The sequence below is a fragment of the Streptomyces sp. NPDC004752 genome (assembly GCF_053601275.1).
This window is the reverse complement of record NZ_JBSGBN010000135.1, coordinates 1-25,114: the sequence shown is the minus strand read 5'-3', so window position 1 is coordinate 25,114 and position 25,114 is coordinate 1. Positions and strand designations below refer to the sequence as shown.

At 69.5% G+C, this 25,114-nt stretch carries 19 protein-coding genes and 4 pseudogenes; 16 read left to right on the top strand and 7 right to left on the bottom strand.

All coding sequences use genetic code 11. The annotated features are described in order from the left end of the window. Window positions 1-297 precede the first annotated feature (297 nt). The 3 genes and pseudogenes from ACWEKM_RS37830 (at window position 298) to ACWEKM_RS37820 (ending at window position 1,628) form a co-directional block, all read left to right on the top strand. A complete protein-coding gene (locus ACWEKM_RS37830; protein ID WP_451625821.1) occupies window positions 298-480 on the top strand; it encodes a hypothetical protein in 183 nt (60 codons plus the stop codon). Between the two features lie 31 nt (window positions 481-511). After that, window positions 512-1,018, top strand: a pseudogene (locus tag ACWEKM_RS37825) (hypothetical protein); the annotation flags it as partial. Further along, a complete protein-coding gene (locus tag ACWEKM_RS37820) occupies window positions 942-1,628 on the top strand; it encodes an RNaseH domain-containing protein (RefSeq protein ID WP_451625816.1) in 687 nt (228 codons plus the stop codon). The pseudogene ACWEKM_RS37825 and the gene ACWEKM_RS37820, both read left to right, overlap by 77 nt. 351 nt (window positions 1,629-1,979) lie before the next feature. Here ACWEKM_RS37820 and ACWEKM_RS37815 read toward each other — a convergent pair whose 3' ends face one another. Continuing rightward, window positions 1,980-2,882, bottom strand: a complete 903-nt coding sequence (locus tag ACWEKM_RS37815; RefSeq protein WP_451625815.1) for a hypothetical protein — start codon at window positions 2,880-2,882, stop codon at window positions 1,980-1,982. Window positions 2,883-2,884: 2 nt separating this feature from the next. Continuing rightward, window positions 2,885-3,610: a hypothetical protein gene (locus tag ACWEKM_RS37810; protein ID WP_451625814.1), complete on the bottom strand. Its 726-nt coding sequence runs from the start codon at window positions 3,608-3,610 to the stop codon at window positions 2,885-2,887. Window positions 3,611-3,944: 334 nt separating this feature from the next. Between ACWEKM_RS37810 and ACWEKM_RS37805 the strand changes: the two genes are divergently transcribed. Both ACWEKM_RS37805 and ACWEKM_RS37800 read left to right on the top strand, forming a co-directional pair. Then, on the top strand, window positions 3,945-5,381 hold the full coding sequence (locus ACWEKM_RS37805) for an IS1380 family transposase (protein ID WP_451625820.1): 1,437 nt from the start codon (window positions 3,945-3,947) through the stop codon (window positions 5,379-5,381). A 252-nt stretch (window positions 5,382-5,633) separates the two neighbouring features. After that, complete coding sequence (locus ACWEKM_RS37800) at window positions 5,634-7,022, top strand: erythromycin esterase family protein (protein WP_451625813.1); 1,389 nt, start codon at window positions 5,634-5,636, stop codon at window positions 7,020-7,022. 548 nt (window positions 7,023-7,570) lie between these two features. Here the strand turns inward: ACWEKM_RS37800 and ACWEKM_RS37795 are convergent. Beyond that, on the bottom strand, window positions 7,571-7,786 hold the full coding sequence (locus tag ACWEKM_RS37795) for a hypothetical protein (RefSeq protein ID WP_451625812.1): 216 nt from the start codon (window positions 7,784-7,786) through the stop codon (window positions 7,571-7,573). A 364-nt stretch (window positions 7,787-8,150) separates the two neighbouring features. Beyond that, on the bottom strand, window positions 8,151-9,170 hold the full coding sequence (locus ACWEKM_RS37790) for a helix-turn-helix domain-containing protein (protein ID WP_451625811.1): 1,020 nt from the start codon (window positions 9,168-9,170) through the stop codon (window positions 8,151-8,153). Between the two features lie 243 nt (window positions 9,171-9,413). On the opposite strand from ACWEKM_RS37790, the gene ACWEKM_RS37785 reads away from it, so the two are divergent. Continuing rightward, window positions 9,414-10,463 carry a methyltransferase gene (locus ACWEKM_RS37785; protein ID WP_451625810.1) on the top strand — a complete coding sequence of 350 codons (1,050 nt, stop codon included), beginning with the start codon at window positions 9,414-9,416 and terminating at the stop codon, window positions 10,461-10,463. A 309-nt stretch (window positions 10,464-10,772) separates the two neighbouring features. Beyond that, window positions 10,773-10,970, top strand: a pseudogene (locus tag ACWEKM_RS37780) (transposase); the annotation flags it as partial. A gap of 313 nt (window positions 10,971-11,283) precedes the next feature. On the opposite strand, the gene ACWEKM_RS37775 reads toward ACWEKM_RS37780, so the two are convergent. Next, window positions 11,284-12,069, bottom strand: a complete 786-nt coding sequence (locus tag ACWEKM_RS37775) for a DUF1963 domain-containing protein (RefSeq protein ID WP_451625809.1) — start codon at window positions 12,067-12,069, stop codon at window positions 11,284-11,286. A 104-nt stretch (window positions 12,070-12,173) separates the two neighbouring features. Between ACWEKM_RS37775 and ACWEKM_RS37770 the strand changes: the two are divergent. From ACWEKM_RS37770 to ACWEKM_RS37755, 4 genes and pseudogenes are all read left to right on the top strand, one after another. Beyond that, window positions 12,174-12,500, top strand: a pseudogene (locus ACWEKM_RS37770) (transposase); the annotation flags it as partial. Window positions 12,501-12,719: 219 nt separating this feature from the next. After that, window positions 12,720-12,944 (top strand): hypothetical protein, encoded by a 225-nt coding sequence (locus ACWEKM_RS37765; protein ID WP_451625808.1) that lies wholly within the window; start codon window positions 12,720-12,722, stop codon window positions 12,942-12,944. A 188-nt stretch (window positions 12,945-13,132) separates the two neighbouring features. Then, window positions 13,133-13,825, top strand: a complete 693-nt coding sequence (locus ACWEKM_RS37760) for a response regulator transcription factor (protein WP_451625807.1) — start codon at window positions 13,133-13,135, stop codon at window positions 13,823-13,825. Then, window positions 13,822-15,261 carry a HAMP domain-containing sensor histidine kinase gene (locus tag ACWEKM_RS37755; protein ID WP_451625806.1) on the top strand — a complete coding sequence of 480 codons (1,440 nt, stop codon included), beginning with the start codon at window positions 13,822-13,824 and terminating at the stop codon, window positions 15,259-15,261. The genes ACWEKM_RS37760 and ACWEKM_RS37755 overlap by 4 nt, the downstream gene beginning before the upstream one ends. A gap of 274 nt (window positions 15,262-15,535) precedes the next feature. Here ACWEKM_RS37755 and ACWEKM_RS37750 read toward each other — a convergent pair whose 3' ends face one another. Continuing rightward, entirely contained in the window at window positions 15,536-17,686 is a 2,151-nt protein-coding gene (locus ACWEKM_RS37750; protein ID WP_451625805.1) for an MMPL family transporter, read from the bottom strand. 86 nt (window positions 17,687-17,772) lie between these two features. After that, complete coding sequence (locus ACWEKM_RS37745; protein WP_451625804.1) at window positions 17,773-18,384, bottom strand: aromatic-ring hydroxylase C-terminal domain-containing protein; 612 nt, start codon at window positions 18,382-18,384, stop codon at window positions 17,773-17,775. A 65-nt stretch (window positions 18,385-18,449) separates the two neighbouring features. On the opposite strand from ACWEKM_RS37745, the gene ACWEKM_RS37740 reads away from it, so the two are divergent. The 5 genes and pseudogenes from ACWEKM_RS37740 to ACWEKM_RS37720 all read left to right on the top strand — a co-directional run. Further along, the gene (locus tag ACWEKM_RS37740) at window positions 18,450-18,863 is read left to right on the top strand and encodes a hypothetical protein (RefSeq protein ID WP_451625803.1); all 414 of its coding nucleotides are present in this window, start codon (window positions 18,450-18,452) and stop codon (window positions 18,861-18,863) included. 1,408 nt (window positions 18,864-20,271) lie between these two features. Further along, a complete protein-coding gene (locus ACWEKM_RS37735) occupies window positions 20,272-20,676 on the top strand; it encodes a hypothetical protein (RefSeq protein WP_451625802.1) in 405 nt (134 codons plus the stop codon). A 200-nt stretch (window positions 20,677-20,876) separates the two neighbouring features. Further along, on the top strand, window positions 20,877-22,409 hold the full coding sequence (locus ACWEKM_RS37730) for a TIGR02677 family protein (protein ID WP_451625801.1): 1,533 nt from the start codon (window positions 20,877-20,879) through the stop codon (window positions 22,407-22,409). A 13-nt stretch (window positions 22,410-22,422) separates the two neighbouring features. Further along, a complete protein-coding gene (locus tag ACWEKM_RS37725; protein WP_451625800.1) occupies window positions 22,423-23,847 on the top strand; it encodes a TIGR02678 family protein in 1,425 nt (474 codons plus the stop codon). Then, window positions 23,844-25,114 (top strand): annotated as a pseudogene (locus ACWEKM_RS37720) (TIGR02680 family protein); the annotation flags it as partial. The gene ACWEKM_RS37725 and the pseudogene ACWEKM_RS37720, both read left to right, overlap by 4 nt.

Here is a 25,114-nt window from a genome sequence, read left to right as displayed (position 1 = left end):
ATCGAGCTTTTGAACTGATTTTAATTATAACATTATATTACTCTTTATGAGACCACCCCGCCGCGGGCCGGGCTCTGTTCCGCCACACCACTACCCCCCCCCCCCCCCCACGCCGCAGATCCGCGAAAGCGGAAGCGAGACCGGGCCGGGGGATCCTCCGGATACCAGGTGAAGCCGTGCGTGCCTTTGCCGGCCACCCCTCCTGCCAGGACGCGTATCGGGCTGTGATCAAGGGCGGTTCTCGCAAGGTCTTTGAGTCAGATTTCCGGGACGCGCAGGTGGAGGCGGCGAGGAGCGATGAACTGTGGGCTGTCCGTAGCCTGGCCTGCGGTCAGGACCAACGCCAGTGGCCGCAGGCTCGGCATCGCCAACCTGATGGTCATCCACCGCCTCAGCGATCTGCTGAGCGCGGGCGACGTCGGCTCACGCGGCCGGGTGCTGGCCGAGGGCCTCCTCGCCGACTGCAGCACCCTCGGCTGAGCTTGGCAAGCACTTCGGCGACCCCAAGAACACCATCCGGACAGGCTTCGCGGAGAACCGCAGAATCAGCCAGTTCATGCTGCCGGTCAACGACACAGCCGAGAACGAAGAGGAGCTACCCGAGAATGAGTTCCTCACCGACGACGACATCGTGGAGGTCGTACTCAACGAAGACATCAGCGACGAGGAGACGGACACCGCGCCGGAACCGGACGTCAGCACCAAGGAGTCGATGAGGGCCGGTAACACCGTCCGTGACGCCCTTCGGCAACTCGGCCGGATCCCTCGACTCCACACCCCACCAAGCGGCGAGCCGACCGACGTCTGCGGCATCTGGCTCGAAGCCATCAAGGGCGTCATCGTCCCCATCGCCATCCGGATCCAAACCAGCGGCTGGACAACCGACCATCTCCCCGGCCTGTCAGAGATTCCCTACCCCGACCTGCACCTCGCCCTTGCCCGTGAGCAAGGTCGCCTCGCCTTCGACAAGGCCCCTCATCCTCCCCGGCGCAGACCCCGAGCAGAGCGCCGGGCGTGACCCGCACGACGTCAGGGGAGCCGACCCCACTGATCAGCTCGGAATCCGGTTCCCCGAGGACTGCCCCGGCCTGCGCATCGTACGAATCATCGAGCGCGACGCCTCCCGCGAAGTCCCGCACGTATTCGGGCGCGACGACGAACGACCCCAGGCAATCACCCAAGGGCTCTTCGCCCTGCACGACCGCCTCTACTACGGCCTCGCGCCGAAACCGGTCCAAGGCAGAGGACCGATCGCCCTGACCAAGTGCGACCCCACCACACCGCGGGCCGCACACCGACGCGGCTGGAACACCAACGCCGTGGAAATCATCCCGGCGTTCCTCCAACCAGGCGACGACCCGGCCGAGTGGGCCATGTACGTCCAGGCCCTGCGCACCGCCCACCTCCACACCAACGTCCCCACCCGTCTCCCTCTGCCACTCCACCCCGCCCCGCCTGAGCGCGCTCAAGGACGATATCGAGATCGCGAGGCGCATACGATCCGAAGGGTCGTGATCCCGCGTGAAATCTTGGAAGGTGGTGGATTGGAAATGCATGACTTCCAGTCCGAGCCGTTCAGATTTTGCAGCGAGATCGGCGATGACGGATACGAAGTCCGAAAGGTGTAGGAATTCAGAGATGGGTGCAAAAAATGCCCTTCAAACCCCGTCCACGAGCACAGGATCAGCATCCAGTGAGGCACCCGTAGCTTGTGGCCACTCTGCACACTCGATCGGTGTCGGTGAACGTGGGCTTGCCGACCTGGTGCTGGAGGAAGAGTAGTTGGTGACGGAGGGCAAGGATCTCGATGGGTTGGTGGCTGCGAGACAGGCCATGCGTGGCACGGCAGATCATGATGCCGGTGCCGGCGAAGCCGCTGACGCGGTCAGCGGACATGGTCGGAGCGTGGGGATCAGGGCCCCGACGGGGATGACTTATCAGCCCCGACAGTGGGGCTCATGGCCTCTCACGTGCCTTGCTCAGTCGTGCGGGACTTCCTCGATTACGGTCTCCTTGAAGCGCCACGAGCCCCGGTTGCCCGCTGCCTCCGCGCGCAGGCCCATCTCCCAGGCGATCCGGGCGGCCCGGCGCTGCGTCAGGTCGGGGTAGGTCTCGGGCTGCACCTTGATGTAGCCGCGGCGGTCTGCGGGGTACGTGCGCAGGGCCTCGCGGAGCTTCTCCTCCTGCCCTTCCGGCGTGGTGTGGTCGCCGGTGACGGCCTTGTACGCCCTGCGCATGCCGGCCGACGGCTTTCCGTCGTCCCGGCGCCTCGCAGCGTCCGACCCCCGCCAGGTCGTCCAGGCGACGGCACCGAGCGCGGCAAGCGCGAACGCACCCGATCCGAGTGCCTCGCCCGTCGCGTCCGCCTGGCCCGGGGTCCTGGGGCGGAGTTCGCCCTTGGGGTCCTCGATCACTGTCAGCTTCTGGCCGACGTCGTACTGGTCCTTTGCCGTCTTCATGGCGGGTCCCGGCACCTTGGTGCCGTCCTGATGCTGCAGCGCGTAGTTGTAGTCGCGGTTCTTGCGCCCCTCGGCCGGGTCGCGCCACTTCTTCACGACCGTGGCCGTGACCTTCTCGCCCCGCTGCTGAAGTGTGAGGTCGTCGCGGGCCATGGCGGCGACGTACACGGACATCAGCGAGGCGGCCACGATGAACAGCGCGGCGTACGTGCTGGACTCTTTGGCGCCCAGCTTCCGGATCAGCAGGATGAGGAGTACGCCGTGCACGATCCACAGCGGGACCAGCAGAGCGGGGCCAAAGTCGTCCGCCAGGAGAAAGAGCCCCGCGATCGCGGCGAGGACGTAGCAGCCGATGCCGACCGCGAGTGGGACGGGGTATCGCGTACGCCTCTTCCGTGCCTCATCCTCGGCAACGCCGCTCATGCTCATTTCTCCGTTCCTCCAACAGCCGGACCGTCCTGTACCGGCCCGTCATCCCCCTGCAGTTCGTCCGTCGAGACCGACCTCATAATGTTGCTGAGCACCCCGAGGTACTCGGACCAGTGTGCGATGTCCTCGGTCGTGAAGACGAAGAGGGCCGACCCGGGTCCGGTCTTCAGCGGTACGCACAGCTGCAACTGCCGGACCGTGGCCGGGACAGAGTCGTCCATCCCGAACAGGGCGCCGGGTATCTGCAGGTCCTGATCGCGTACGCAGAGGGCGGCGATGCCGTACGGCAGCATGACCAGCCCGATCTCGGCGTCCGGATACAGGCCGCGCCACTGCATGGCCGTGCGCCTGGCCGATCCCTGCCGGTCCTGGTTCTGCAGTCCGGTGTCGGGCCGCTCCACGAGCACGCACAGTGTGCCCTGGGACAGCTCCCCGTCGCTCATACGAAGGAAGCAGCTGGACACATGCTCGGCGCCCGCCGCGATCACCGTCTGGAGGATGTACTCGCCCGACACGACGAGGCTGAACTTCTGCTCCGGTGTGCCGGTCGCGAAGAGCGCGTCCGTCGCGTCCGCCATCCTCAGCATGCGCGCCTCGGCATCCTCGGCAAGGTCGAACTCCATGAAGCCCGGAGGGAGTGCGAACCAGAGGTCGGGTTCGTCGGCGAGTGAAACGGCGTTCCCGGAAGGCGCAGGCGTTATCTCTGCGTCGGTGGAGGTCATCAGTCCGTCAGCTCCCAGGCACCCAGGCCGACGGCACTGCCGATGGCGACGAGCCCACCGAACTTGCTGCCGCCGGTGCCCGTAGCGACGTTGGCCACGCCGGTGCCCCAGGTGGCGGCGTCGTATCGGCCGGTGCTCGTCGCGTAGGCGTTGAGCGCGGTCGGTGCGGTCCAGGTGAGTACGGCGGCGGCCTGGATTCCCTCGGTGGCGGTCAGAGCGGCACCGCGCGAGACGCCGAGCTTAGCCTCGCCGTTTCGCTTGGGTACGGCGGCTGTTGAGGGGGGAATACGAAAGTGCCTTCCTGACCTGGGACGATGAACCTTGCTGAGGGGTTCTGTCGGTCCAGGCGGAGGGCACTTTCTACGTGCGGGCTATCGGGTTGCGTCCCAGGGTTCAGGTCAGTGCCGATGGTTCGGGGGTGGTCGGGCATGCCGGGGCACGGCTGCTGGCGGATCTCGCTGATGCCACCGGGCTGGCCGCCGCGTACTCCACCGCTCTCAGGCCGCTTCGTCCGCGCGGGACCGGACATGATCCGGGACGGATCGCTACCGACCTGGCGGTGATGCTCGCCGACGGCGGCGAGGCCATCGCTGACCTTGCCGTACTGCGGGACCAGGCAGCAGTCTTCGGCTCCCTCGCCTCGACACCGACGGCCTGGCGGCTGCTCGCCGACGTCGACGAGACTGCCCTCGCCTCGCTGGCTTCTGCCCGCGCTCAGGCCCGGGAAGCCGCCTGGCTGCAGGCCGCCGAGCACGGTGAGGGCATCCCCGCAGACCGGGCCGCAGGGCGCATGCTGCCCGGTCTGGTCCTGGACCCCGACGCCACGCTGATCACCTGCCACTCCGAGAAAGCGCAGGCCGCACCCACCTGTAAGGGCGGCTTCGGCTTCCACCCGCCGCTGTGCTTCCTGGCCAACACCGGTGAGGCACTGTCCGGCCGGCTGCGGCCCGGGAACGCCGGCGCCAACACCGCGAGCGACCACATCACCGTGCTCGACCAGGCACTCGCCCAGATTCCTGACGCCCACCGGCACGGCACCGACATCCTCATCCGCACCGACAGCGCCGGATCCGCGAAAGCCTTCCTCGCCCACGTCCGCGACCTGCAGAAACGAGGAATCCACACCTCCTTCTCGGTCGGATACGCCATCACCGAACCGTTCCGCCGTGCCATTCGGGCCATGCCCGACCGCCTCTGGTATCCCGCCCTGAACCAGGACGGAACGCTGCGTGAGAGTGCCGAGGTCGCCGAGCTGACAGGCATGATCGATCTGGACGGCTATCCGAACGGCACCCGCGTCATCGTGCGCCGAGAACGGCCGCACCCCGGAGCCCAGCTGTCCCTGTTCGACCAGGACGAGGGCCAGCGTCATCAGGTGTTTCTCACCGACACCTCCTACTCCGGTGGCGGCTCCGCCCAGTTCCTGGAAGTCCGCCACCGCGGGCACGCCACCGTCGAGGACCACATCCGGTGCGGCAAGACCACCGGCTTCGGCCGCTTCCCCTCCCGCGACTTCCACATCAACTCCGCCTGGCTCGAACTCAGCCTCACGGCGATCGACCTGTTGTCGTGGATGCGCGTCCTGCTGCTGGACGGAGAACTCGCGGCTGCCGAGCCGAAGAAGCTCCGTTACCGGTTGCTGCACGTCGCCGCACGCCTCACCCGCGGCGGCCGCCGTCTGCACTTGCGGATATCAGCCACCTGGCCCTGGAGAGACGAACTCGCCACGGCCTTCCGTCGCCTCGCCACGCTGCCCCGACCGGCCGGCTGACCGGCAACATCACCTGACCGCCCACGACTCGAAGGACCTGGAGAACCCGACCACCGCGCCGGGCCCCCACCATGCCCGAGCACTGAAATCGCGTCGCCCACCCGACAGCTGTCGATCAGCGACGTCTCATGACCCCAACCGAAACGGCGAGGTTAGGAGGGTAGCCCGAGTCCCGGGGTAGCGTCTGCTGTACCGCGGGATGGGCAGCACATGGGTTGGTGACCGACCCTGTGCGCACGGAAATCTGTAGGCATGACCCGACGCAAGGCAGTGATCATCCCCTCGGTCCTCCTCTCCCTCGGCGCGCTGGCGGTCGCCACGCCTGCCATGGGAGCCACGGCGCACGGTTCGCCGGCCCCGGCCTCGAAGGCATCCGCCTCCTGGCAGCGCGGCGAGAGTGTGGTGGCCGGCATCGACCGCAGCTCCCGCCCCCTGCGGACCACGAACCCCATGGGCAGCCTGCGCGATCTCGACGCGCTGGGCCGGATGCTCAAGGGCGCCGAGGTGGTGGGGCTGGGCGAGGCCACCCACGGTTCGCGGGACTTCTTCCGCATGAAGCACCGGGTCTTCCGCTATCTGGTCGAGGAGAAGGGCTTTAGGACCTTCAGCCTGGAACTCCCCTGGAGCAGCGGTGTGCGGATCGACGAGTACGTGGTGCAGGGCAAGGGCAACCTCAAGGACATCGCCCGTGAGGAGTTCCAGGGTTCCTACCGGATCTGGAACAACCAGGACTACGTCGACCTCATCACGTGGATGCGCGGCTACAACCTCCACCACCCCGGCGACCCGGTCCGTTTCATGGGCAACGACATGGGCTATGCCGGCCCGGAACTGTACGCACGGGTCATTGACTACGTATCGCAGAAATACCCGCAACTGCTGGAGCCGGTAACCGAGTTGTACCGGGGCCTGGCTCCGACCACCGACGCCGGCACCTTCGCCGAGGAGTACGCGAAGCTGCCGCTCGCCGAGCGCCAGGCGCGGGCGGAGCGGACCCGTAAGGTCTACGCTCTCCTGCGCGCACAACGCCCCGGCCCCGGTGACAAGCAGAACCACCTGTGGATGACACAACACGCCCTGGCCATCCACCAGATGGCCAGGGGCTTTGCCTTCGACCTCGGCGACGAAAATCAGATCGCCCAGATGATGAAACTCCGCGACCAGGTGATGGCCGAGAACGTGGCGTGGTGGCACCGGCACACGGGCAACAAGGTCCTGCTGTCGGCCCACAACACCCACGTGTCCTACGACTCGTTCGACACGCGGTACCCCAAGACCCAGGGCTCCTTTCTCCGCGACGCGCTGGGCAGCCGCTACGCCAGCATCGGCTTCTCGTTCTACAAGGGTTCCTTCAAGGCGTTCGGCACCGACGACAACGTGATACGCAGCTACCACGTGGATGGCGCGAAGCCGGGCTCCAACGAGCAGACCCTGGACAAAGCCCGCCGGGACGACTACATCCTCGACATGCGTACGGCCCCCGAACCGGTGCGCGAGTGGCTGGGCAAGGAGCGTGCCGTCTGGAACATCGGCGCCGGATGGCCCGACCCCGTGGAATACACGGCCGCCCTCGGCAAGGCCCACGACATCCTCATACACCTGCACGACGTCCAGGCCACCACATACCTGGGCGCACCCTGACACCCCACCACCGACGCACCTGACGGAGGGCCGCAACGGCCCGGTTCGCCACGCGTCAGGGCGGCCGGGACCTCTGCGGCAGCCAGGAACGTCTCCGAGTAGCGTTCACATGGCACTCCAGTACGTCACCGCGCCGTCATACACTCCGGCCCCACGACCGGAAGCCGCCCTGCACTTGTCGTCCTGTGTGACAGCGGTGCCGTCCCCGCGCAGCACGGCTCACGGGTATTGCAGTGCTTGCCCTGCTCGATCCAGTGCGGAAACTTGTCGCGACTGTAGCCGGACATCAACGCTTGGGCGGCACCGAGCCGGGCGGCTGGTCCGCCATCTCCGCTCGGCAGGCCCGATGGCCCCGACCGCGGATGCTAGGACAAGGCCATCGCGTCACCTCTCGTTTCAACGAGCATCGCTACTCGGAGAGTTGCTCGATGACCACCCATGGCCAGGGGCAGGGGCTACGCAGAGATCGCCGCTGCACCACTCGGCGGGACACCATCCGGAGGTGGGTGATTGCCTCCCTCATTGGTCGCCGACAACGGGTCGGCTGCCTACTTTGTTTGCCCCTGGGGGACCGCGAGATCCAGTAGGTGTTCGAGGTTCTGCTGGAACGCAGCCGGGGCGAGGTCGTAGCCGGCCGCGACGAGGCTGGCGTAGCCGACCAGCGTCGCCAGCATCACGTCGGCAAGGACGGTGTGCGACTGATCGTCTGCTGTGGCGTGGGGTGGGCGTGTGTCGCGAATGCGGTCGGCGAGATGGTCGCGCAAGGCGGGCGGCTCGGCACTCGGCGCTCACTCTCGGCATGGCCTGCTCCTCCTCGCGGAGTCACGCCTTATTCGGCCTCGTTCGGCCAGTAAATCGCTGAGGGCGGCCTCCCACGCGGACCTCGATCATGCCGAGGCGAGGTTCGCCACTATAGAGAGCGATCGCTCATTTTTGTTCCCGGAGGATCACTTTGAAGCTTGGTTTCGGAATCCCCGCCGTAGGACCCGCCGTCGGCAGCGCTCACGGCCTGAGCGCCTTCTGCCGTGGGATCGAAGACCTCGGGGGTTAGCCCTGTCATGAGGGCCCAGTCGGCGGAGCGGTCCTGACCTGCGTGGCCAGCGCCTGAAGTAGTCCCCGATCCGCAGGTCACTTCTGACTGCGGGCGTATTCGGCGGGTGTCTGGCCGTACTCCTTCTTGAAGGCGCGGACGAAGTGGCTGCTGTCGGCGAACTGCCAGTGTGCGGCTATTTCCGACACGCTCGGGCGGGTGCCCGGTGCCGTCAGTTCGAGGCGGGACTGCTCCAGGCGTCTGCGGCGGATGTACGTGGCCACCGAGTCGTCGGTCTCGGCGAAGGCCCGGTACAACGTCCGTACGGAGACCTTGAGTTCGCGGGCCAGAGTCGCGGGGGAGAGGTCGGGGTCGGTGAGAAGGCTGTCCGCGATCTCCCTGGCCGCCTGGGCCAACGCGGGGGCCAGCAGGGGTTCGGTGTCGTCGAATGTCTGCATGAGCACCCCTTTGACCAGTTCGAGCAGGGAGTTGCGGGCGGCTCGTGCACCGGCGGGGGTCAGGTCGTCGAGCGTCGCCTCGACTATCTCGGTGTACGCCATGAGCAGTCGTAGTTCGGGCGAGTCGGCCGGGCCGACGGTCGCCCGGTCGCGGATCAGCGGACTGAGCGGCGTGGCCGGCAGGATCAGTACCTTCGCGGTCGAATGCGGTGCCAACTCGAAGCGGGCCGGAGGGCCGTTGTGGCGCACGATGAACTGCCCAGCCGGTACGGCGGTCTCGTCCCGGTCGCGCGGAGAGACGAAGCGCCACTCGCCGCGTCCCATCACATGCACCAGGACCCGGTCCTCAAGGTGGTGGGAGGCGCCCCGGGTGCCGCCGGCCATCAACTCGCCGTAGACGCCCGAGATCACTGTGTCGTTCACCTGTGACGCACGGACCCGGACCCGGAACTCACCCGATCCCACCGGCTCCCAGGGCGGCAGCGGGAGCGCGTCTCCGATCTGCGACTCCCACGCACGCCGGAAGACGTCGAAGCCGTTCTGCGCGGCAGTCGGTGTAGTCGTGGTAGTCGTGGTAGTCGGGGCCGTCGTGTCGACGAAGAACTTCCTTCCTGGTGCCGGTCCGTCGGGCTGAGGTTCCGTGCGTTCCGTGTCGTTCATCTCAACGCCTCCCTCACCTCGTCCTGCCGACGACCGCCGCACCCTCGCGGCCTGATTCCACCACGGCCCGCATCGCCCGGCACCGACGTTCCATCAGAGTGACGCTGCCGTACAAGCGCACGCCGCCGCGGTCTCCCTAAGGTGAGCGAGGCGGACAACGATGTCGCAACGCGCGGAGAAAGAGACAGCGCGCTTGCTTCCATGCTTCCGCCTCACGGTGAGTACTGAAGGGTTCTAGCTGTCATGTCTGACACCAATCTCGGCACCGACGTTCCGTCGAGCGATCCGGCTGCCGATGCCGCCGCTGTCTTCGACCTGCTGATCGGCCTCGTCCGCGCCCAGGTTCTGAGGGGCATAGCGGCGCTGCACATCGCCGACCACCTCTCCGACGGAGCGATGACGGCCGAGGAGGTGGCCGAGCGCGAGGGCAGTCATCCGCAGGCCACGTACCGTCTGATGCGCGCGGCCTCCTCGATCGGCCTGCTGAGCTACGAGGGGGACCGTCGTTTCGGTCTCACCGGCCGGGGCCGCCTGCTGCGTTCCGGGGTCCCCGGCTCCATGCGCTCCCTGGTGCTGGCCCAGACCGGCCAGGCGCTCTGGCAGTCCTGGGCGACCTTCTCCGAGGCTGTGCGGGAAGGCAGGACCCAGACCAAGAAGGCGCTGGGGATGGAGATCTTCGAGCACTACGCGAAGCCGGAGAACGCCGAGGAAGCGGCCCTCTTCGCCCAGGCGATGGGAGACCTGTCGGGCCTGGTGACGCAGGGCATCGTGGCCGCCGTGTCCACCGCCGGTGTGTCCACCGTCGTTGACGTCGGCGGTTCGAACGGTGACTTCGTCCTGGCGCTGCTGGAGGCCGACCCCGGGCTGAGCGGGCAGGTCCTCGACCTGCCGCACGTCGTCGAGGCCGCCCGTGGCGAGGCCGACAAGCGCGGTCTGTCCGGCCGTTTCTCCGCAGTGGGCGGCGACTTCTTCGTGGAGGTTCCCCCGGCCGACCTCTACCTGGTGAAGACGATCCTGCACGACTGGGACGACGATCAGTGCACGACCATCCTGCGCAACTGCCGGTCCGCCGTGCACGAGGGAGGACGCGCGGTGGTCGTCGAGATGGTCGTCGGCGAGATCGGCAAGCCCGACCTGGCCACCCTGTCGGACATGGCCATGCTCACCACGACGAACGGCATGGAACGCGACCTGGCCGAGTTCGACGCCCTGTTCGCGGCCTCGGGATGGCGCCGGTCGAAGACGTACCCCGTGGGTAACGGCTACTTCGGCCTGGAGCTCGTCGCCGTCTGATCAGCAGGCGGCTCGATCGCCGAGACGCTCCCCCGGGCCGTACCCCCATTCACACCGCGACTTCACTGTGTGGCACGCGGGTTGGTCACGCCGGCACGGACAGTGTGAGGTGCGGCGAGGGGAGCGACCCGGTGGTTCACCCCGGCAGATGATGGCCGCCCAACGGGTGGAGGGGCACTGAGCGGTGTTCCTCGGCGGGGGCGTCCAGTCCGCTCCGGCGAGCGGTGATCCACTGCCGCTCCCGCATCCCCGCGCCCTCCCGCATTCTCACGGCTGCCGACCTGCTGAAGCGTCGGCTTCGTCGCCCGCCCAGGCAGCCCCTGGCAGCGTGGCACGAACGAGAACGCGTCAACGGCCTTCTCCGCCAGTACCTGCCCAAGCGCACGAATCTCTCTCTACACCGTGGACGATCTCCACGGGATCGAGCACCGGCTGAACAACCGACCCCGCCAAACACTGAGTTCGCAGACCCCGGCCCAGGCAATCGCCGCTGCTCTGGCACCATGAGCCTGCAACGTTGCGACCATCATGCGAATTCTCCGCGGATCAAAACTGAGCCACTCCGTGGTCTTCTGACCAACCTGATCTCACGATGGCCGACGTGCAGGGACGGATACCTCGCGTGCGGCATGGCAGCCCTGCACGACGAATGCCCAGGTCACACGAAATTTCACCGCCTGGCCCGCTGGCTGGACAAGGCCGAGCGGCACCCGGACACCTTCCGCTGGTACGTCGGCGACCCCACCGACGTCTTATCCCGAACACACCGGTGCGCGGTCGATTTCACCGCCAGGCCGCGGTGAGCCAGGCAGTGGGCTACTCAGACCTGCTGCTCGAACTCCAGGCCTCCGTACCGGCGCCCAGCGATGTCCTTGCGGGTGCCGACGATCAGGGTCTGGGTGTAGACGTCGAGGTCGATCGACTGACCGTGAATCTGTGCCAGGAGAACGAGGTCGCCCTCGTCCGGTGCCGACTGCCAAGGGCGGGAGAAACCGCCCAGCTGGACGGAGACTCCGTGTGAGGCACCGCCCGCTGCCGCTTCCCGTACGGCGTCCTCGAAACGGTCCAGGATGTCGTCCCGGTCGGGGCCGCCGTTCCGGAACGCGCTGGTCGCGGGGGCGCCGTACCAGTCGGGCGCGACGGTCAGTCCCGGGACCGGATACAGGACGCCCGGTTCGTAGACCGTGGCCTGCCCCGGCTCACCCCCGAGTTCGTACGTCGCCGTACGTTCCGTGGTCCGCGCGTCGGCGGGGACGTGGAGCACCACCGACGACTCCGGCTCGTACTCGATCTCGGTGAAGAACAACAGGCTTCCTTCGGGCGGCAGTTCGATGTCCAGGACTTCGTGAGGGAGCGCCGCACAGTCGACGGTCAGCACCAGGGGTTCGCGTCCATCGGGCCAGTCGACGCCGTCCGGCAGGGCGGGGAGGCCGCCCGTGCGCGCGGCGGGACGGGCCTCTTCCCGCTGGGCGAGGGTCAGGCCCTGGAAGGGGACCAGGTGGAGGCACGGCCGGGAGCCGATGAGTATCTCCTGTGCGACCGGCCCGGGGACACCGTGCCTTTCGGCCGTCCGGAGGACGAGCTCTTCCACAATCGAAGTCGTCATGACCGCGATCATGCCAGGGCCCACTGACACTGAGTGCCGCCCATTTCCTCTTCAGCAGGCAGCAGTTACTACAGTTGCGGTGTGGCCATAGCCGCGCTGTCATGCTGCAGGAGCTGATCGAGGCCGAGCTCAGCGGCCAGATCGGTGCCCAGTGGAACGAGCACACCCAGGACCGCACCGGCAACCGCAACAGCCATCGCGACAAGACCCTCGCCAGCCAGGCCGGCGATCTGGACCTGGCCATCCCGAAACTGCGCAGCGGCAGCTTCTTCCCGAGCCTGCTTCAACGGCGTCGCCGCGTCGACCAGGCGCTCTGCGCCGTCATCATGGAGGCGTACGTGCACGGGGTGTCCACCCGCTCGGTCGACGACCTGGTCAAGGTGCTCGGCGCGGACAGCGGCATCTCCAAGAGCGAGGTCTCACGGATGTGCCGGCCTGGACGAACAACTCACGGTCTCCTTACATGTCGACCGCGGACTCGACGAGCTGGCCCAGGCCGACACACTGGTCGTGCCTGGGTATGACCTGGACAGACCGGTTCCTGAAGCGGCGTTGCTGGCGTTGCGTCGGACTCATGAAGCTGGCTTGCGGCGAGGGCGAAGGTCCACAACCCGAGGTCCCGCGCCAGGATCTGGTGCCATCGCCAGCCGGTGACCGTGGTGACCGGCGTGATCGCGAACGTCACGGCGAAACTCAGCACCGTGGTTTCCGAGTATGCCGGCGGCGTTCTGCTTCAGCGTGGCCACGGCGCCGTCGTCGTCGGTGAGCACAGCGGCCGGCAGCACGGTCACCAGGAGCACCGGGATCAGTGGCAGCAGCCGCAGGATGATGAGGGTTGGGCGCGGGAGCCACCTGGGGACGCCGAGCGCCCGTGACCGGCGCGGAGGATCTGCTGTCTGGTTCGATGCTGGTCATCTGGTCCTCCCCTGCTCATGAGCCGACGGCAGGTTCCATTTCTTAGGTATCCGTAACAGCGCGGTCCCCAGCGACGCTCTAATCCTGGCCTCAGGTTGATCGGGGACAATGAGCGGCAAAAACATCGACTGGAAGGGGGCGGGCCGGCGTGCGGATCATGATCGCGGATGATGACGTGGCCGTCCGTGAGTCGCTGGAGCGGGTGCTCCAGGTCGAGGGTTACGACACCAGCACCGTCGCCAACGGTCTCGCCGTGCTCGACGGGGTCGGTGGGGCCGGCGGTGACACGCTGGATCTGCTGCTCCTCGACGTGATGATGCCCCGCCTCGGCGGGTTGGAGACCTGCCGGCGGCTGCGGGCCGCGGGCCGGGATCTGCCGGTGCTGATGCTGACCGCCCGTGACCAGGTCTCCGACCGGGTCGCGGGGCTCGACGCGGGCGCCGACGACTACCTGCCCAAGCCGTTCGCCACCGAGGAGTTGCTGGCCCGGGTGCGGGCCCTGCTGCGTCGGCGCACGCCGACCGACGGAGAGTCGCAGCTCCTGTCGTTCGCCGACGTCCGGCTCGATCCCGACAGGTTCGAGGCGTGGCGGGGCGGGCGGCCGCTGCGCCTGACCCGGACCGAGTTCCTCCTCCTAGAGGTCCTCGTGAGCAACGCGACCCGGGTTTTGACCCGTGACGCGCTGTTCGAGGCGATCTGGGGCTTCGGCATGAGTTCCACCGCCAACAACCTCCAGGTATACGTGAGCTACCTGCGCCGCAAGATGGAGGCCGAGGGTGAGCCGCGATTGATCTACACGCTGCGCGGCCTGGGATACACGTTGCGGGAGACTCCTCCGTGAGCAGGCCCGCCGGCCGGGAACCGCGCCGGCTGACCCGATGGTGGCGCCGGCGGTCCCTGCGGACCAGGCTGACGGTGATCGCGGCGACGGCCATCGCGGTCAGCGTGTTCGTGGCCTTCCAGGTGGCCAGCGAGCTACTGGACTGGGAGCTGCGGGACACCGCCGAGAATCAGCTGCGCGCCGACTCCCGTGTCCTGGCGACGAACGCGGAGCGCGCCGGTCTGGCGCAGGTCCAGCTACCGCCGTATCCCGGATCCGGTCGTCTGGTACGGATCATCCTGCCCGACGGCTCGATCCGGACGCCGGCCGGCCAACCCGCGCTGCCCCCGGTCAGCGAGCACGCCGAGCGCGTGGCGCAGGGCGCGTCGGCCGACCTGATGGAGTCGAACGACAGCGACGAGGACGGTTACCTCATCCACACGCTGCGGGCGGGCGACGGAGCGGTCCAGGTGGCCCGCGTCGTCGACGACAGCCCGATCAACCGGTTCGGGTTGGGCATGCTGCTGATCGGGCTGCTCTGCGTGGTCGGCGGCGCCCTTGTCGGGCGGACCGTGGCACGGACCGGGCTGGCACCGATCGACCGGCTGACCGCCGCCGCGGTACGTGTCGCGCACACCCGGGATCTCGACGCCGACATTCCGGATGAGGGCGGTGGGGAGATCCGGCGGCTGATCCAGTCGATCAACGACATGCTCGCCGCGCTCCGGGACTCCCGGCGGGCCCAGCGGCTGCTCGCCGAGGACGCCGCCCACGAGCTCAAGACCCCGCTCACCAGCCTGCGTCTCAACGCCGAGCTGCTGATCCGGCTCGATCAGCGCGGCACCCTGGACAGCGCACTGCCGGCGGAGAGCCGGACCCGGCTGCTCAACGATCTCGGCGCCCAGGTGGCCGAGTTGAGCACCCTTGCCGCCGAGCTGACCGACCTGGCGCGCGGTGACGTGAGCGACGAGAACACCGAGCTGCTCGACCTCGCCGATGTGGTGGTGGCCGCCGCGACCCGGGCGCGTTCCCGCGTGCCCGGCATCGAGGTCGCGCTCGACGTGGCCTCCGTGTCGGTGAGCGGGCGTCCCGCCGCGCTCGAGCGGGCGGTGCTCAACCTCATCGACAACGCCGGCAAGTGGTCCCCCGAGGACCAGCCGGTCCAGATCCGGCTCCGGGCCGAGGGCTCGTCGGCGGTGCTCGAGGTCGACGACGCCGGGCCGGGCATCGACGCCGCCGACGTACCGCGGGTGTTCGACCGGTTCTACCGTGCCGACAGCGCCCGGGCGTTGCCGGGATCCGGTCTGGGGCTGTCGATCGTGCAGCGGGTCGTCGACGCCCACGGCGGCCGGGCCACCGTAGCCCGCTCCGCACGCGGTGGCGCGCTGCTTCGGGTCGACCTTCCGGCCGCGCCGATCGCGCGGCTCACCGCCGCGGATGACACCGCGGTGCGCTGACCCGCCCTGGCGGCGCGGCGCGGGACAAGGGATGGCGGCCCCCGGGCATGGCCCCGCGCGGCTCACTGTCGGGGCAGGACACCACGATGCGCCGACCCCAGCCCCGGCAGCACGGCGCAGGACAAGCGGCCCTCCCCTGGGGCAGGACACCGGGGTGCGCCGGCCCCAGCCCCGGCGCGTGGCGTAGGACCGAAGGGCGGCGACCGTCGGGCCCATGAAAAAAATCCGGGACGGGCCTGGGGCCCCGTCCCGGATCTCGTCCGTGCCGCCGCGCTCACCGTTGCAGCGCGGGCTCCTCGTCGTCGGCGAGCGGCTGTTGACCGTCCGGCAGCTCCGCCGCCGGCCGGGACAGCCGGCTCGGCCACCAGATCCGCCGGCCGATCAGCAAGGTGAGGGCGGGCACCAGGACCGACCGCACCAGCAGGGCGTCGAGCAGCACGCCGAAGGCGACCAGGAACCCGACCTCGATCAGCATCACCAGCGGAAGTGTGGCGAGGACCGCGAACGTGGCCGCCAGGACCAGGCCTGCCGAGGTGATGACGCCACCGGTGGCCGAGAGGGCTTTGAGCATGCCCTCTCTGGTGCCGAGACGCACGGTCTCCTCCCGGGCCCGGCTGGTCAGGAAGATGTTGTAGTCGACGCCGAGCGCCACCAGGAACAGGAATGCCAGCAGCGGCACCGAGTAGTCGACACCCTTGAACCCGAGGATCGTGTCGAAGACGAACACGCTGCCGCCGAAGGCTGCGGCGAATGAGACGATCACGGTGGCCATCAGGACCAGTGGGGCCAGGATCGCGCGCAGCAGCAGCCCGAGGACGATCAGGACGACAGCGAGCACCAGCGGGATCACCAGCTTCTCGTCGCGGCTGGTGGTCACCTCGGTGTCGAGGTTCTCCGCACTCGGCCCGCCGACGATCGCCTCCGCCCCGCTCACCGCGTGCACGGCGGTGCGCACCCGCTTGATCGTGTCGTACTCGGCGACGGTGTCCGGCGCGTCCTTCGGGAACACGGAGATGTTGGCCCAGCCACCGCTGGTCTGCTCCGGGATGGCCAGGGCCACACCGCGCGTGTCCTTGACGATGTCGAGCACCCGCTCCTGGTGCGCCGGCCGCGTGAAGATCGTCATTGGCTGGCCGCCGAGCTCCGGGAAGTGCCGGCGGAGAACGGTGAAGCCGGTGACCGACTCGGGCGCGGACAGGAACTGGTCCTGCTCCCGCAGGGCGCCGGTGTTGCCCGTTAGCCCGAGGGCGAGCACGCCGAGGACTCCGAGCGAGCCGAGCGTCGCCACCCACCGGCGGCGGCCGATGGCGGTGCCGAGCCGTCCCCACAGCCCCGGCTTCTCCGCCACGGCCGCGTTGAACCGCGGGATGGCCGGCCAGAAGATCCGCCTGCCGAGCACCACGAGCACCGCCGGGAACAGCGTCAGCATGGCCACCAGCGCGCACAGGATGCCGGCCGCACCGATCGGGCCCAACCCGCTGGTGCTGTTCAGGTCCGCGACGAGCAGGCAGAGCAGGCCGGCGACCACGGTGGCCGCGGACGCGACGATGGCCGGCGCCGCGCCGCGCAGCGCGTGGACCATCGCGACCCGGACGTTCTCATGGTGGTGCAGTGCCTCCCGGTATCGAGCGATGAGCAACAGCGCGTAGTCCGTGCCGACGCCGAACACCAGGATCGTCAGCAGCGCCGAGTTCTGGTCGTTGACCACGATGCCGAAGCCCTTGACGAGCAGGTAGACGGTCCCCATCGCGGTCAGTGCGGCCGCGCCGACGGCCACCAGCGGGATGATCCACAACACCGGGCTGCGGTAGGTGAGGATGAGCAGGAGCGTGACGACGACGATGGTGGTGAGGAGGACCTGCACGTCGATGCCGTCGAAGACGGCATCCATGTCGCCGTCGATCGCGGCCGGGCCGGTCACGTCGAGTTCCAGGCCGGACGGGCGGTCCTTCGCGGCGTCACGCAACGGGCCGACGAGGTCCTCCGGTGCGCCGTAGGCCGTGCTCACCTCGAGGGTGAACATCATCGCCTTGCGGTCGGTGGAGGGGCTCGTCGGTGAGCCCTCGTCGTCCTCGCCGGCCGCCGCCGTCGCCTTCGGCGGGTACCGCTTGGCAAGGGTGTTGTAGTGGCGCTCGACCGTCGCGCGGTCGGCGTCGGTCATACCGCCGGCGCGGTGGTACACGAAGACGAACGTGTTGTTGTCACCGCCGGGGAGACTGTCGTCCAGCACCGCCACCTTGGTGGACTCGGCACTGGCCGGCAGGGTGTCCACGGCGCTGTCGGTGGTGACCGAGCTCAACTTTCCGCTCAGCGGCACCATGCCCGCCGCCAGCACCAGCCACAAGCCAATCACTAACCACGGCATCCACCGGCCTGCCAACCGACCGGCCGGCGCTTCCCCGGACGGCGCTGCGTCGACTGCCATCACTAGCCTCCTACATACGGGTTGCATCGCTTGTCTGGACGCCTACTTCGTAGCGAGCGAGCCTGAGACGACTGTTAATACGCTGCTCAGGCCGGTTGGCCGAACCATGTGCCCAGCGCACGCACCAGCGTGGTGGCGTCGAGGTCCTGCCCGGTGGGCAAGGCCCGGGCGACACAGCCGTCGGGCCGGATGAGCAACGCGTCGACGTCCACCCGGTCCGCGCGGGCGGTGACGGTGTCGGCCCGTCCGGTCCACGCGGCCGCGGCGTCGCGGACCTCCGCGCGGTCGACGAGGTCGAGCACGAGCCCACGCCCCTCACGCAGCAGGTCCGCCGACCGGGTCACCGCGGTGACGACGTCCGGGGCGGGCCGCACCAGCGTCAACTTCATGTCCGGGCACAGGGTGCCGACGAGCCGGTGGTCGTCGTCGCCCAGGTCGTACCGGACGTCCACGCCGGCGAGCATGTCGGCGACGTACCGGTGGGCGTCGTCAAGGTCCATCAGGTCGGAGAGCATCTCCCACAGCGCCCTCGTCTGCGGGTCGGCTCGCATCAGGGCGATCTGGGCCCGGGTGTTCTGACCGCACAGCTCGACGAACCCGGCCGGGCCGACGAAGAAGTCCGGATCACCCGCAAGACACTGCTGGAGCTGCCCGACCCCGGGCCGCCCGCGCCGCCGACACCGAAACTGCCGGACCATCCGGCCTACCAGCAGATCATGGCGGTGTTCACCGCGGCCGACCACCCGCTGCGGGCCCGACAGGTGTGCGAGGCCTGGACCTGGCGGTCGCACCCAACAACATCGACAACGTCCGCCTCAAGCTCAAGCGGCTGGCCGGCCGGCCGCGGGAGCATGACCGAGACCGAGCCAGGCTTGTCCACCCGGCCTCGGCCGTAGCCGACCGACGTCGCCACGACCTGCCCGCTCGTCCCGCACGAAACGAAGAATCGGGCATCAGGTTGATCCCGGGCAAAGAGGAACTGCGGCGGAGTGTCGGTCTTCTGGAGGAACGGGGTTGGCATCTTGATGGCGATCTGATGGAGATGAGTCCTGCGTTCGCCGCCTTCCTCAATCTGGGGGAGTGGTCCGTCAGGGCCGTGCCGGACGAGGTCAAGGAGCAGGCGGCTTCGAACGCAGGGATGTTGACCGTCTCGGCGACAGGGTTATGCAAGTCCTAGTCGTAGCGGCGCCACCAGCGCATGATGACATCGGCGCCCTGCTTGAGGCGTGATGTTTTCCTTGCGGCTATCGGTACCCTCGTACGACGATGAGGCTGTCTCGGTGACGCTGGCAGGAGGGTCTGTGGGAGGCCGACAACCCAGGTGATCCGGTTCTTTGCTGTCGGCGGCGCCCGTCTCGGTGGCCAGCCGGTGGTCGGACGCCTTTGGACCACGTAAAACGAGGTGGCACAGACCAACCATCCGCACATGGTCTGATCAGGAAAAACGTCACTCAGCAGCACGACCGGGCACCACGCAACACGATCCCTCACGGTCTCGTAATGCGTAGGTCTCGGGTTCGAATCCCGAAAGCGGCTCCATGGTGAACCTCAGGCCAGTCCTCTGACCTGGAGCTTATTGTATTGGCTGACCTTGGAATTCGGGCTAATCGGGTGCGTGCGGTCTGTGCATCGCAATGCGTAGGTCTGAGGTTGACGGCCAGTGTCGGTAGCGGATCGCGGGGCTGTGACCTCGGCATTTGTTCATGGCTGTCGATTTCCCGGTCCCGTCCGGTTCGAGCTGGTGGCCATTTGGTGGCCAGGCGTGCAGAGGTCGTGCGGATGACTCCTCGGTCAGCCTCGCGGTTTCCGCATGGGAGTTGTGCCATCCGGACAATCGCGCGGCCGGCCGGGTTTTCCGGGGGCGTGGGCGACGACGCGCTGCTTCACTATCGGCCGTCCCCGTAGGGCGAACCGAGCTGGATCGCGTCGTCGGCCGGTGCCGCGACCTGCTGCGCGGAGGCTCCGGCGTCCTCGGCCGCCTGCGCGGTCGTGTACGCGTGACCGGCCGCGTCGACCGCGCCGGCGACCGTCTTGGCGGCCTCGGCTCCGTCGGCCCTGGACCTCGCGACCTACGACAACAGCCGTGACGGCCGAACCTGCCGGGGCCCATCTTTGCGGCGTTGGTGCACGGTGCGGGATGACGTGGGCTCGGCGGATACCGGTCAGGGCGCCGTGCTGTCGTGGCCGCTCGACAAGGCGCCGTCGGTAGGCGTCCGCGTCGCGAGGCCGTGACTCCCCTGGCCGGTTGAGCGTAGGCCGCGCCCATGGTAGTGGGACCCATAGGTAGTGGTGGAAGACGTGGGAACCGCCGGCGGGTGTGGATCACGACATGTCACAGTCGCGGGTATGCGCGGCGTGGACGGAGTGACGGACGAGGGTGTCCCGGCACAGTCGGGGACGGGTGCGGAGGGGTCCGTGGCCGAGGTGGTGCGGCGGCACCCCTGGCCTGGCTTGGCGCGCAGGGCCCGATCGGCACGGTCCACCCGTGGGCGGCCGTCGTCGCCGGTGACCTGGCCCAGCGCATCCGGTGGCGCGCACTGGGGCCCGGCCGCGGGGCCGGACGGCTGCTGTGGATGTGCGAGCGGATGGCCACCGCCCCGCTCGCGCCCGATCTCGTTCCCCGGATGTGGCGCGCGGCCCGCGCCCGCGGCGTCGACGCCCCCGACTGGAGTGGGACGACACCGCCGAACGACTGCGCCTTGCCCCCGGACCGTTACCGCGCGCTGCTCGCGGAGCGTGCCACCGGCGTCCGCCTGGACCTGCGGGAGGACAGGTTCCGGGTGGCGGCCCCGCCGGGCTCGGTGATCCGGTTGTGGAACGGCGCGACCACCACCCTGCACAGCGGCGACGGCGAGGCGACCACCCTGCTCCTGCCGCCCGACGATCCGTCGGACAACTCGGCCGGCAGCAGTGGGGCGGCCGTCTTCACCAGGGGCGGTGACCGGCTGGGGACGGGGTGGCTCGGGGCGTACGCGGCGATCCGCCGCTGAGCCGGCCGCAGGGCGGTTCCCTACTGCGACCACCGCCCGGCAGGGAGCGTGAAACGGGCGCACAGTAGCACAAGTGGCATGGGCCGAGGAGCGGCTCACACGCACCGATCGGGGTGCGGCAGACTGGTGTGGATCCGGTGGTACACGTCCGGCCGGACGTGTATCGGCCGAAACAGGGGAGAAGGGAAGCCCACAGTTCCGTGATTGACGAGTTCGACGTCCCGGACTCCGTCGACGAGGGCGCGTTCGGTATCGACGCGTTCTCCCTCGACGACCGGCTGCGGCTGTTCCACTTCGCCGCTGGCGAGAAGCGGCACGAGTACCTGTGGCTGCTGCGGGCCTTCGACCGCGGACGCGCCAACTACCAGGTACTGCTGCATGCCTCGGACGTGGTGGGGCTGCTGGAGCGGCTCGCCGCCGACCATCCCGCCGCGGGCGCCGTCGGCGGTACAGCCGGCGTTCAGCCGTTGCTCGACGCGCTCGCGGAGTGGCAGGTCCTGGACCGGTCGTACGACGGGACGCGCGCCGCGAACCTGGCCGAGTACCGCAACCGGCACTACGTGTACCAGTTCACGCAGGCCGGGTACCGGGCGTACCGGGCCGTGGAGGACGTGCTCGGGGCGAGTCTGGAGGACGCCCAGCTCTCCCGTCTCGTCTTCCCCGACATCCTCGGCGACCTGCGCGCGTTGGCCGAGGCGAACACGGTCGGCGACGGCGAGGAGGTGTACCGCAAGCTCGGCCGGCTCGACTCGGTGCTGAACGAGATGGCGCAGCGTGCCGCCCGTTTCTACCTCATGCTGGGCGACCTGGCGCGCACCAACGACACTCGGCCCGAGGTGTTCCTCGCCCACAAGGACACCCTCCTCGCGCACATGCGGGAGTTCACGGCCGAACTCGGGCGCTACGCACCGCTGTTGGCCGAGGCGGTCGAGAAGGCCGCGGCCACTGGTGTGGACCGCATGATCGAGTACGCGGCCGAGGCCGACGAGCGGCTCTTCCGCAGCCCCGCCGAGCGCCTCGCGGACTGGCGGTACCGGTGGGACGGCATCGTCCACTGGTTCGCGGAGCGTGAGCACAGCGAGACCGAGCGGTTGCAGGACGCCACCGTCACCGCGATCCGCTCCGTCCTCGCCCTGCTGCGCCGGGTCACCGAGGCCCGCCGGGGCGGGGTGAGCCGGGAGAGCCAACTGCGCCATCTCGCCCAGTGGTTCACCTCCTGCGAGAGCGACGAGGACGCGCACGCCCTGTTCCAGGCGGTCTTCGGGCTGGGCGCGCCCCGCCACATCGCCGTCCCGTACGCCGACCCCGAGCGGATCCCGTCCCGTACGTCGTGGTGGGAGGCCGAGCCGGTCGAACTCGCCCGCACCCTGGTCCAGTCCGGCCGAACCCCCGCCCTGCACGGTCCCGGCCGCATCGAACGCGACGACGACCGGCGGGCCCTGCTGCGTGCCGAGCAGCTCAAGGAACAGGCCGAGCGTCGCAGTGCCGCGAACTCCCTCGCGTCGGACGGCGTGTACGGCCGGACGCTCGACGAGCCGGAGACGCGGGCCCTGCTCGCTCTGCTGGACGTGACGCTCGCCGCCCGCGTCCCCGCCAGCCGCCGTGTCACCGCCGCCTCCGGCTCTGCCCATGGGGTGCGGCTCACCCTCACCCCCGCCGAGAGCTCCACCACCGTCGACACCGTGCGCGGTCGTCTCCATCTCGACGGGCTGCGCCTGGAGGTCACCCCATGAGCGAGGCCGTCGTATGAGCCGTGTTGCCGAGGGCGTCTCCCCGCTCGAACTCGCCGACTACCAGAAGGCGGTACGGCTCGTACTGCGGCACCCGCTGGTCACGTCCGGGTACCCGGACAGGGCGGCGCTGTCGACCGTGCGCCGCTGGGCCGATCAGCTGCGCACCGACCTGATGGACGTGCTCGGCCACCGGCTCGTGACCACCGCCGACACCGCCCGCCTCCAGCGCGCCCAGGACGGCCTGGATGCCACCCGCCCGGCCCTCACCCGCGCGGGACGCCCTTTCGACCGCCGCCGCTACGCCTACCTCGTCCTCACTCTCGCGGCCCTCGGCCGCCACGGCGCCCAGGTGGCGCTGGGCGAACTGGCCGACGCGGTCGCCGCCGACGCCGTACGCATCGACGGGCTCGGCCTCGACACCGCCCGCAAACCCGACCGGGACGCCTTCGTCGACGCCGTCACCTGGCTCACCGAACGCGGCGCGCTCACTCTCGCCGACGGTTCCGCCACCGCCTGGGCCGGCGATCCCGAGCGTGCCGAGGCCCTGTACGACATCGACCGTGAGATCCTCCTCGCCGTCCACCACCCGACCCGCGTGCTCCAGCACCTGACCTCGGTCACCTCGCTCCTCGACTCCTCCGGCGCGCTGGGTCTGTCCGCGGGCCGCGCCGCCCAGCGCCGTGACCAGGCACGCCGGGCCCGCCGCCTTGTGCTGGAGAACCCGGTCGCGTACTACGCCGACGCCGATGCCGAACTCCTGGGCCAGCTGCGGGCCCCCGCCCTCGCCGAGGACCTGGAGCGGCTGACCGGGCTGACGGTGGAGCGGCGGGCCGAGGGCGTGGCGCTCGTCGACACCTCCGGCAGGCTGTCCGACCTCCGCTTCCCCGGCGGCGGAACCGTCGCGCAGGCCGCGCTGCTCCTCGCCGCCCGGATCAGTGCCGCAGTCCAGCGCTCCGGACGGCACGCCCTTGAACTGCTGCCCGCGCCCACCGCCGCCGAACGCCTCGCGGCCCGCGCCCGGCGTATCGACGGCGCGCTGCCGTCGCGTGGGACGGTCGCCGAACTCACCGAACTCGCCGAGCCCGATGAGGAGTCGGCGTACGAGACGGTCGCCGACGCGGATCACGAGCCGGGCGAGACCCGGTACCCCTTCGTCACGGACTCCTGGCTCCGGGGCAGGCTCAAGGAGATCATCGGCGAGTACGGCGCGGGCTTCGCCGCCGATCTGCGCGGCGACCCGGACCGGCTGCTCGGCCAGGCTCTCGACCTGCTGGCCGCCATGTCGCTGATCGTCCGGGTCGACGGCGGGGCCCTCGCGCTGCCTCTGCTCGCCCGTTATCGAGGGGTCACCGCCCGGGTGAAGACCCGTACGGCCCCCCAACCACCCGCCCAGACCGCTCTGTTCGACGACGAAACCGCCAAGGACCCGACTCCGTGAGCACTCCCGCTCCCACACCGGCAGCCCGCTACGTCCCCACCCGCGCCGGGATCATCAACCTGTGGGACTACCGGGACGAGGAGTTCTCCTTCGCGGGCGGCTGGCTGGTGCTGCGTGGGCCCAACGGCTCGGGCAAGACCAAGGCCCTCGAAGTCCTCTTCCCCTTCGTCCTGGACGGCCGTATCGACCCCAAGCGGCTCAACCCGTTCGCCGCCGAGGACCGCACGATGAAGTCCAACCTGCTCTTCCGCGGGCAGGACAGCGCGCTCGGCTACGTCTGGATGGAGTTCACCCACCGGGAGACCGGGGAGGCCGTCACCTGCGGCATCGGGCTGCACGCCCAGCGGCACCGGGACACACCCGCCCGGTGGCACTTCGTCGCCGAAGGCCGTGTGGGCGAGGACTTCTCCCTCCTCACCCACGACGACCGGCCGATGACGAGGAAGCAGCTCGCCGCCGAGCTGGGACGCGAGCTGATCGCCTCCACGGCCGACTACCGTGCCGCCGTCGACCAGCGCCTGTTCGGCCTCGGCCGGGAGCGGTACGAGCAACTGCTCACCCTGATCCTCACGTTGCGCCGCCCGCAGCTCGCCAAGAACCTCGACCCGGCCAAGCTCTCCGACACCCTCACCGCGGGCCTGCGCCCGCTCGACGACGACCTGATCGCCGAGGCGGCCCGCTCCTTCGACGACATGGAGTCCGTGCAGCGCACCCTGGAGGGCCTGGCCGCCGCCGACGACGCCACCCGCGCCTTCCTCGCGAGCTACTCCACCTATCTGCGGGTCCACGCCCGCACCGCCGCCGACCGGCTCACCGCCCGCCGTGCCGAGACCGCCGAACGCGCCGCCGCCCTGAGCACCGCCGCGGCGAACCTGACGGCGGCCCGCGAGGCGCAGGCCGCCGCCGAGACGCGCGCCGAGTCGGCCGACGCCTCGCTCGCCGCCCAGCGTGCCCGCCTGGACCAGCTGCGCTCCTCCGCCGCCTACCAGGCCGTCGAGCAACTGGCCGACCTGGAACGCCTGGTGCGTACCTGCGAGCAGACCGCCCGGCAGGCGACCGCCGAGCGGGAGCGCCGTACGGCAGCCACCGGCCGTGCCCGCGCCGAGGCCGAACACGCCGCGCGGCTCGCCGCCGAACTCGACGCCGCCGTCTCCCGCGATGCCGCCACCGTCGCCGACCACGCCCACACCGCCGGCCTCCCCTGGACCCCGGCCGACGCCGAGCCCGACCGGCTCGCCGACCGCTCCGCCGCGCTCGCCGCGGCCCG